Origin of the sequence: Streptomyces sp. NPDC059003 (assembly GCF_042740445.1) — a bacterium.
In the GTDB taxonomy this organism is placed as follows: Bacteria; Actinomycetota; Actinomycetes; order Streptomycetales; family Streptomycetaceae; genus Streptomyces.
This window is the reverse complement of record NZ_JBHYJH010000255.1, coordinates 1-9,801: the sequence shown is the minus strand read 5'-3', so window position 1 is coordinate 9,801 and position 9,801 is coordinate 1. Positions and strand designations below refer to the sequence as shown.

4 protein-coding genes are annotated in these 9,801 nt (G+C 69.5%); 3 read left to right on the top strand and 1 reads right to left on the bottom strand.

The features are described 5' to 3' along the window. Positions 1–33: 33 nt before the first annotated feature. Positions 34–2,130, bottom strand: a complete 2,097-nt coding sequence (locus ACFWZ5_RS42425; RefSeq protein ID WP_384892447.1) for a hypothetical protein — start codon at positions 2,128–2,130, stop codon at positions 34–36. A 708-nt stretch (positions 2,131–2,838) separates the two neighbouring features. Between ACFWZ5_RS42425 and ACFWZ5_RS42420 the strand changes: the two genes are divergently transcribed. The 3 genes from ACFWZ5_RS42420 to ACFWZ5_RS42410 are packed head-to-tail and all read left to right on the top strand — an operon-like array spanning position 2,839 to position 9,797. Next, positions 2,839–4,470 (top strand): hypothetical protein, encoded by a 1,632-nt coding sequence (locus ACFWZ5_RS42420; protein WP_384892444.1) that lies wholly within the window; start codon positions 2,839–2,841, stop codon positions 4,468–4,470. After that, positions 4,467–5,216: a hypothetical protein gene (locus ACFWZ5_RS42415; RefSeq protein WP_384892441.1), complete on the top strand. Its 750-nt coding sequence runs from the start codon at positions 4,467–4,469 to the stop codon at positions 5,214–5,216. Before ACFWZ5_RS42420 ends, ACFWZ5_RS42415 begins: the two co-directional genes overlap by 4 nt. 3 nt (positions 5,217–5,219) lie before the next feature. After that, positions 5,220–9,797, top strand: a complete 4,578-nt coding sequence (locus tag ACFWZ5_RS42410; protein ID WP_384892438.1) for a hypothetical protein — start codon at positions 5,220–5,222, stop codon at positions 9,795–9,797. The last annotated feature ends 4 nt before the right edge of the window (positions 9,798–9,801 follow it).

The following is a 9,801-nucleotide window of genomic DNA, read 5'->3' as shown; positions in this document are numbered from 1 at the left end:
GGCCTCCAGGCCCGCCCGGCGCTGGATTCTCTGTCAGTCGAGGAGCCGGTTGCGTTCGGCGTGCAGGAGGCCCAGGACAGGCTGGAGCCACGCGCCGTCGGGATCGTAGGGGGTGTGGCCCAAAGAGAGGGCCTGGATGGCGTCTGCCTGATCTGCGTAGGGGCCGCCCAGGCGGCGTAGGTCCTCGATGACCTGGGGCATGTGGGTGCTCAGGGGTTTGTTCCAGGGGCGAGGAGCGGTGCCGTCGGTGTGCTGGCGGACGTTGTAGAGGGGGCCTTCGACCGCGATGTGTCCGAGGTAGAGCACGGGGGCGTGGATGCCGAGGAGTTCGGCCAGGGCGGTCGCTTTGCGGTAGTCGGGGATGCAGGCGAAGCCTCCGGGGCGCCGGTATCCCGCGGGGTGCGGATTGGCGAGCACTCGGAAGGTCGCGGCGGTCAGTGCGATGGACTGCATGGCTGTGTCTGTGCTGGTGAAGCCCTGCTGGGCTAGGACGCGGGCCATGCGGAGTTCGGCCAGTTCGGCCAGGAGGCGGCGTGGCTCGGGGGCCTGGGCCAGCTGTTTGGCCTTGCGGATCTGGCGGGCGGTCGGTTGCTTGTGCCGCAGCTGTGTCAGCTCAGCGGGGTCGGCCAGGTAGGCGCTGCCGGGCAGCACACGGCCCTTCCAGGCTGCGGCGTCCAACAGGGGCAGGCCGCGTGTGGGGGAGGTGAGTAGGAGGTGGAGCAGGTGTCCTCCCAAGTCGTCGAGGGCGGACTCGAAGCCTTCGCTTCGGTCTGCGTGGGCGATGCCCTGGCGGGCGGCGCGGCGGTGGCCGCCCTCGTGGAAGACGACGCGCAGCGTGAAGGTGAGGTCGTCCAGGGTGCTGTCCTTGATGCCGGTGACGTCGGTGGCCGCGTCATAGACGCCGCCTGTGCAGTAGCGCGCTGTGTCCTCGTCCTCCTGGTAGACCCTGACCTTGCCCAGTGCGTCGATCCCGAAGACACTGCGGAAGGCGGCGCAGGCGAGGTCGAGGGTGCGGCGCTGGGGGTGGGAGAGGTCCTCCAGCTTGATCCACTGTGTGGTGGGGTATTGCTGCTGATTGTGGGCGACGGCTTCGGGGACCGGTTTGATGCCGAGCAGCCGCATGAGGGCGCGGTGGGTGTCCTGATTGAGAGTGCTGGTGATCAATGTGACTCCCCGGTGTTGGAGGTGGAGTTCGTCCTCCACGGCGGTCCCGGTGTCGTTGTGGTAGACGTCGTCGTCGTTCCAGTGCTGGCGCGCGTAGGCGCGAAAGGCATGGCGGACCGTGAAGTCGTGTACGTCAGCGAAGTACGTTTCTGCGGCCGCCAGGCGTGGCCCGCTCAGGGCGCGGTCGACGAATCGGGCGATGACGCCGGGATCGGCGCAGGCGGCGAGCGCGGTGCGGATGTGCGCTTCCAGTGCGGCGCCGTCCACGATCGTGCGGTCACGGTTTAGTTCGGCCTTGGCGGTGGTCAGGGGAAGGTCGTAGCTGGCTGCGAACCGTGCGTCGTGGGAGACCAGGATGCCGCCGATGTAGATGCGCCCGGGCTCGTCATCGATGAGGATCTCCGCGCGGTCCTGGGGCGGCCGGTAGGCGGGAGAGGCAAGGTGACGGACGCGGCTGATGGCTTCGTCGGCGAGGGCCTGGGGGCATGCGATGCGGACGCGGGTTCCGCGGGTACGGTCGCTCGCCCAGTACTGGTAGTGCAGGACGCGGATCTGCGGGGTGTCGTCGGCGGTGGGCACCGGTGGGAGGTAGCTGGCGGGCTTGAGGATGGGCGTGAAGCTGTAGCCGACGGTGTCGAACTGGACCCATGTGATGTTCGGGTCACGGGCCAGGACGAGTGCGGCGAGCTTCTTTCCCTCGCCGAACTGCCCGATTTGCTGGGGGCTCTTGTGGGAGGCGCCCAGCAGCAGTCCCGTGGACGGGATGCCCTGTCCCTGGTCTTCGATGGTGAGGATGCCGTTCGTCCAGGTCACAGTGGGGTGCGGGTCTTCGTCCAGGGCGTTGGCGATCAGCTCGACGATGGCGCGTTGGGCCGTCCAGTCCTTCACGTAGTCGTCGGCGATGGGATAGGGGATCTCCTGGACGTCACGGGGGCACGGGTGGGCTGGGGTACTGCGTGCGGGCATGGTGACTCCTGCGTGGTGATGGGCTTGGCCCCGGGGTCCGCCGGAGGGCGGGATGACTCGGCGCTGCGCAGGCACGACGGGTGCGGTGGGCGCTGGAGCTGGAGCCGCCGGGGTGGGAATGCAGGAGAAGCTAGCCCCTGCAAGCCAGGCCGTTAGAGGCTCTGACCTGCTATTTCCTCAACGGGGTGGGAGAAGGCTCCCACGTGCTGACAGGGTGGGGCGGTCCGCGGCGCCCGGGGCGGAGCTGTCACTACTCAATGCGGAGGATTCGCCCGTTCACTGGGAGGGCCATCCTGCCTGGGGTGGAGCACTCCCGTAGCCCTCGAACTCGCCGTTCGTGATCAGCGCGTGGAGTGCCTTCGACAGTGCCGGTGGGCATCGGAACTGGTGGCGGCGCCGTCAACGAGCACGCCCTCAGCCGCGCATCTGAGCGAAGGCGTCGGGGCCGGGATGGATCACCGAGGCGGTGAACCGGATCCGGACCGCCTTCGGTCCTGGCCGCGGCGGCCTCATCTTGCCGGGCCGCCGGGGGGTGCACGATGTCGTGCGGTGGCCACGGGCCGGGGCCAGACGCTCTTTCGTGGCTGCTGGCCCCTTCATTTCCAGGGCTGGAGTCTCTGTTTTCATCATTCTGGCTGCGCGCCAAACCGGTTACTTCTCTGCCCGAGAGCCCCCTGTGTTGTCAGTGGTTACTGCTCCACTGCCGTCGTGACGATGACAGAACACACGAGTCTCCTCGACTGCTTGGACCGGGTGGAGGACGACGACTGCGATGCGATGATCCAGGTCCTGCTGGATCGCGAGGAACGGCGGTTGCTCGCGTCGGCGTCGGCGGTTCCCGACGGCCTTGATGAGTGGCGGGCGCTGGTGGCCGAGGTTGGCTTCGTCCGACGCAGTTCAGTCCTGGCTCGCGGGGCCCCGCTGCACCGGATGGATCAGCGCCAGGCCTGGCAGCGTTTTCCCCGCGGTCTCTATGACCCCCGCACGCTGGCTTTGGCCGCGCTGGAGGCGGTGGTGAGCAGGCAGGAGATGGAGGCGGAGGCGACGACGGAGGAGGTGGTCGAGTTCCTCGCGTCCCTAGCGGCGTCGGCGGCGCCCGGCCAGGAGGTCGCCGAGCATCTCGCGGTGGCCCGATTTGTCCTGCGCGAGCTGCTGAACGACGCGCAGCACGGGGAGGAGTTCGAGGTCTCCTACAGCGACTATCGCGTGGGGCACAGCCGGGTCACACTGTCGCTGCGGATGCTGGAGGAGGGCATCGGAAGGCGCGGCCAGGCCGTGCTGCGGGCTACGACACCGGCCATCAATCTGCTGCTGTCCGGGCTGGAGCACGACTTGGAGGACGAGCAGGCAGCGAAGGACACGATGCTGCGCCGTCAGGTGGCAAGTGGCCGGTGGGGGCGCGCGGAAGAGAGCGCGGCCGAGAGTCTGAAGCTGTCCCTCATGTACTGCGAGCGGGTGCGAGCGGTGCTGGAGGAGACCGAACGCGACGTGCGGGCGGTGGACTGGAGCCGGGACGTGCCTGTGCTGCTGTCGGCAGCTCGCGAGCACCTCGGGGAGCGCCACCGGGTGGAGCGCGACCTGATGGAGTACATGCGCTCGGTCCGCAATGCCGTCGAGGATGCCGATGTCCGAGGTACCTGTGAGCGGGTCCTGCGCTTGCTGGGCCGGGCTCATCTGAGGCATACGCAGCTGCTGGAGAAGGTCATCGATGCCCGTCCGGCGTTCTTGCGGTCCCAGGCCGAGCAGCGCTTTCGTCCTCCGCCGCGGCTGGCACTCGTGGGCGTGCAGCAGGACGTGCTGGAGCCGCTGCTCTGCCTGGAGGTCGGGGAGGCCGAAGTGATCGCGAGTCGGTTCGCCGATGCGGTCGGCGGGCCCGTGGTCTCTCGTCAGCCGCGCCTTCAGCATTGGTGGGCATCGCTGCTGGCCCCGGCCCGGGAAGCGCAGGAGGCAGTGCCCGACGAGGACATCGAGCTGATCGCCGAGGACCCGGGCGAGGTCTGTGTCTACAGCCAGGAGGACCTTACGGTGGCGCGCACGGTCCTGGCGGAGGCTCTGCGTATTCCGGTGCGGCTGTCGAAGCTTCTTGAGCAGGCCTTGGTGCACACCGTTCAGGCCGCGGACTTGCTGGCCGTCTCCGTTCTGCGGGCCTATGCCCCCGATCCCGACGAGGACGAGGAGGACGAGGCTGCGGACGAGCTGGCGGACCTGCTGGGTGACCTCGTGGTGGTCCTCGATGACGGCGCCGTCTTCGACCTCGGTCCGCTCGCGGGCAGTGACCTGCTGCTCGTCCCCGCCCAGTCGCTGATCTCCGCCGAGGACGCCATGGAGGTCCTGGTATGACCACCAGCACGTATGCCTACTCCCTTGCCGACCTGGCCGACGCCGCTGTGCTGGTGCGGTTCGGATGCCAGCCGCGCCTTCGGCCCCTGCAGTTCCCTCAGTACCGGGACCTGCTGCAGCGCTACCGGATGGACGGAGCCTTCCGCGACGCGGTGGACGCCTGCGCGGACGGCCTCGACCTGGACGTGCAGCAGGCGCACACCGCCGAGGGGCTGATCCTGCATCCCCGGGAGGGCTCCTGGCTGGCCTATCGGCTCAAGGACCATCCGAAGCTGGGGGTCAACGACCACCTCGTCCTTGGGCTTGCCCATGTCGCCATCGCCGCCCGCGCCTACCCCACGGCCGGGGATCTGGAGGAGGAGACCGTCAAGCGGATCTCGCTCACGGACGTCGACGACTTTCTGCGGAGACTGACCGCCAAGCTCCGTGCCGCGGCCGTGGACGCGGACGGCCTGCCGGTGCCGCACCCCGAACTCAAGGCCGCTTGGCAGCTGTATTCCAAGCTCCCGCCCTCCCAGCTGACGCGCACGAAGGCGCAGCTGTCGCAGTCGAGCACCCAGCGGGTGATCAAGGAGGCGCTGGACTGGCTGGTGGATCAGGGCATGGCCTACCCCGCCGGCGAACTCGGGCCCAGGACCTACCTGCTCGCCCACCGCTTCCGCGTCCAGGTACGCGAAACAGCCGCCTCGGCGGCCTTCACCGCGCTGTGCGACCTGCGCCGCGCCCACCTCGCTGAGGAGAACTGACCCGTGCTCCAAGTCCGACGCCTTCGTCTGGAGAACATCGGCCACCGTGCGGCCGGCTTCAAGTCACTCGTTCTGGACCTGACGGGCGGAACGAGCTCGGTGGACGGCCGGCTCATGCAGCCGGTCGACGTGATCTTGTGGCTGCGCAACGGCGGCGGCAAGTCGAGCCTGCTCTCGCTTCTCTTCAGCCTGCTGCTGCCGGCCAAGAAGGACTTCATCGGTGCGGCCAAGGCCAAGTCGCTTGCCGAGTACGTCCCGGACGGACAGGTCTCCCATGTGATCGTCGAGTGGGGCGACTGCGACCGCCCGGCATCCGGCGCCGTCCTGCTCACGGGAGGGGTCTACCAGTGGCGCGACCGCCAGTGCCCGGCGGACCCGGGCAGCAACTGGGAACGCCTGGAGCGCCGCTGGTATCTGCTGCGGCCACAGCCCGGCGGAATGGAACTGGACTCCCTGCCGGTGCGCACCCCTGACGGCCAGCTCACCTTGAGCATGTACGTCAGAGCGCTGGAGACGGCCAACAAGACGGAGCGGCGGCTGCACCTGAGCGTCGCGGACGAACAGTACGAGTGGCAGGAGCAACTAGGGAGCCACGGCCTGGATCCCCAGGTCTTCAAGATCCAGAAGGCGATGAACCAGGAAGAGGGCGGCATCACCGATCTGTTCAAGTTCCGCACCGCAGAGGAGTTCGTCGACTTCCTCATCGACATGGTCGTTGACCCAGCCGCGCCCGTCGCGGCACGCGCGGCCCTGTCCACACATGCCGACAAACTGGCCGCCCGTCCGGCGCGGGAGCTGGAGGAGCGCTTCCTGGCCGAAGCTGTTCTGCGGCTGAAGCCGGTGCAGAAGAGCACGGTCGAGGTTGCTGTCGCCGAAGAAGCGCTTGGCCGGCAGGCCCGGATCGCCCGGCGCGCCGGCGAGCACATCCAGGCCCAGGCCGAGCGCCAAGTGCAGCAGGCAACCGCCTTGCGCCACGAGGCGGACACCGCCGAGCTGGAAGCGGGTGAGGCCGAGGGCCGGGTCCAGGAGCGCGAGCAACGCGTGGCCGAGGTCAGGGAGGTAGCCGAACGGCTGCGGATGGCCGACCGTCGGCGAGACCATGCCGCTCAGGTGAAGGCGGTTGCTGAAGCAGAGCGTGAGGCAGCGGCCTGGAAGGCGGTCCCCTGGCTGCGGGACCTGGCAGACCAGGAGGCAGAGTGCCGCGAGGCCAAGCGCCTTTTGGCCTGCGCCCAAAGCGAGCAGGCCCCGTTGCGCGAGGCCGTGGAGCACGCCGGCGCCGCGTTGTACGCCAAGCTCGAAGACGCTCTTGCGCGGCTTGCGGTCGAGTCCGACCAGTACCGAGCCGGGCTCGAGGCGGCCGCCGCTCAGGCCGCGGCTGGTTGGCGGGAGTACGAGGAAGCGGCGGCTGCGACCGGCCGGGCCCAGAGCCGGGCGGCGTCCGCAAAGGAGGCCGGCGAGGAGGAACAGGAGAAGCTGACCGCTGCCCGCCGTACCGGCCTCCTGGGCGGGCAGGAAGATCCCACCGAGGGCCTGGCGCGGCTCGTGCACGTGGAAGAGGCAGCAACGGAGCAGGCTGAACAGGCGCGGCGCCACGGGCAAGAGGCCGCCGAGCAGGCCACAGCCATCGCGGCGGAGCGGGTCTCCTGCGCAGGCCGGCTCAGCACCGCCCGGCAGCGGCATGACCAGGTGTGGGACCAGTGGAACGCCTTGTCTCAGGAGCGCCGTGACCTGGTTGCCGATCTCCGTCTGAGGGAGCTGGCTGGCATCGGGGAGGCGACCGGTGAGCTTGACCTGGACGCGGTGGGCGGTGACCTGGTCGCGATGCTCACGGACCAGCTGGTGACCGCGGACGGGCAGCTGGCCGCCGAGCGTGCCCAGGCGCTGGAGGACGAGCGGCTGCGCGACGGTCTGAGTCAGAATGGGTTCTGCCCACCGTCTCGCGAGGTCGAGCAGGCCGTTGCTGCCCTGCGCGAGCAGGGCGCTGCGGCGGTTGCAGGGGTGCAGTTCCTGCGCGAGACCGTGCCCGCCTACCGGCACGATGCCGTGATCGCGGCCATCCCCCACCTGATCGGTGGCGTGGTCCTGTGCGGACCGGTGCCCGGCGGTGATCTCGCGGTGCTGGCCCGGCGGGCTGACGTCGCGCTGCCGACGGTGATCTCTCTGGCCACCGACGAGCAGGCCCGCAGCCTGCTGTCCCAGCCCCTGGGTGACAGCGCGGTGCTGCCGCTGCGCGCCTCGGTGCTGGATGCCGAGGCCGCCGAAGAGGAACTGCTGCGCGTCAGTGCCCGCCTTGCCACCCTGGACGAGCGGTGCGCGGATATCGTCCAGCGGCGGGAGGCCGATCGCGTTCTGTGCGAACGGCTGCGCACCCATCTGGACTCCTTCGACGCCCGGACTCGGGCCAGTCTTCAAGAACTCCTCGGGCAGCTCGACGAGGAGGTGAACACGCTCACCGAGCGCACAAGCGTCCTGGTACGCCAGGCCGCGGACGCCGAGGACGCAGGGCGCCGGGCGGAGAACCGGCTGGCCCAGTGCACGGCGGCACTGAGGGCCCTGGCCGCACAACTCCCCGAGGTCCGGGCGCTGGTGGAGACCGCTCGCGCGGTGGAGCACTGGCAAGCGCAGTTCCAGCACGCTCAGGTCGAGGCCCGAGAGCACCGCGTGGCTGCTCAAGCATGCAAGGGCCGCTGGCAGGTGGCCCTGGAGCAAGAGCGCAGTGCACAGACAGCACTGCGGCAGTGCGAGGACCGTGCGGAGCGCTGGAAAGGGTGGGTGCAGGAGATCCGGCAGGAGCTGGCCGGCGAGGTCCTGGAGGCCGTCCGACCGGCTGCCGTACCCGAGGGCAGTGTGCAGGCCCTGCGCGAGCGCTGGGCACAGACCCGCCGGGACCAGCTCAACGGCATCAGTGACACCGCCCTGCAGCAGCGAATCGCGACGGCCGAAGCCGAGGTCAAGCGCATCAACCAGAAGCTGGCCGAGTCCGGCTCCGCCTGCCGTGCTCAGGCCGCCGAGCTCCTGGACCGGGCCGAGACGATGGACGCCGAGCACCTTAAGGCCCGCATCGCCGTTGCCGAGACCACCCTGAAGGACGCTGAGCGTGCGGAGGCGGAAGCGGGGCTGCTGCTGCGGCAGGTCACCAAGGACCACGACAAGGCGACTACAGCCCGGGACGCCTTCCCCGGCGCCAGAGTGCCAGCCTTCGACACCACCCACGAAGCACAGGAGCAACTGCAGTCAGCCCGGCGCCTGCTGGAACAGGACCGCGCCCTCGCCCAGGTGCGGCACCTGGACGCCGAGAAGATCCACCGGCGCGCCGACCAGGCCGCCAGCCACGCCGCGCAGCTTCGGCAGTCAGTCAGCGCCCTCAGTGCGGCAAGCGACCATCCAGCCCCCGGCCAGGGTGCTGATGACGACCCGGAGATCAGTGTGGATGCTGTCCTGCTCGAGCAGCACGGGCTGTCCGCTGTGACCGCGCAGTCGCTGCAGCCGCATGACGCCGAGCAGGTCAAGGACGCCCTCGTCCGTGAGATCACCCATGCCGGCCGCGCCCTGGAGAGGGCCAAGACCACCCTGCGCAAGGACCTGCAGAAGGTGGAACGGCTCGCACAACAGCCGGAGTACGTACAGATCGTGGACGGACGGCTGCGGGAGCGCCTGCAGCACGACCTCACCACCCCCACCCGGCTGGCCGCACTCCTGGACGACATCGAGGAGCGTGAACGGCAGGTCGTCGCGCTGCTCGCCGAGTCCGCCGAGGACCAGGCCCGCGTCGTGGACGCCTGCACGAGCACGGTCGAAGCGGTGCTGGACGCCGTGGAAGAAGTCGCCCGCCACTCCCGCCTTCCCAAGAATCTGGGGAGCTGGTCCAGCCAGCGGTTTTTGTCACTGGAACTGCGCCAGCGCGCCACGGGCGATGAACTGGCCCGCAGACTCTCCGCCGAGGTCGACCGTCTCATCACCGCTCTGCCAGCCAGCGCCGCCGGACGGGCCAGCGCCCTGCCCGAGGCGCTGGCCCTGGCCAAGCGGCTCGTCCTGGCAGCCCTCGGCGGCCGCGGCAACATCGTCGCGAAGATCATCAAGCCGACGCAGAGCCTGGACACCGTCGAACGCGAATCCGTCACCGAGATCCAGAAATTCAGCGGCGGCGAACTGCTGACGGTGTCCGTGCTGCTGTATTGCACCCTCGCCCGGATGCGAGCCGCCCAGCGCGACAGGCGCATCCCTGGCGGAGTGGGCACTCTTGTACTGGACAACCCCTTCGGGAAAGCCAACTACCGGCCCTTCGTCGACCTGCAGCGCCGCGTGGCTGCCGCACACGGCATCCAGCTCGTCTACACCACCGGATCCAACGACCTACCCGCCCTGGGCCGCTTCCCCCTCATCATCCGCATGCGCAACGGCGTGGACCTGCGCACCAAACGGCGTTACGTCCAGATCCTCGACCGATTCGGAGACGCCGTCGCGGCCGGTGTCGCCCGCGCCCAGGACGACCGCATCGCCTCCGCCCACCTCCTGCGCCGCGCCGCTTTGCACACGGGGGCCGCAACCGGCACCCAGTCCCCCGCGCAGGATGCCGTGTGACCGC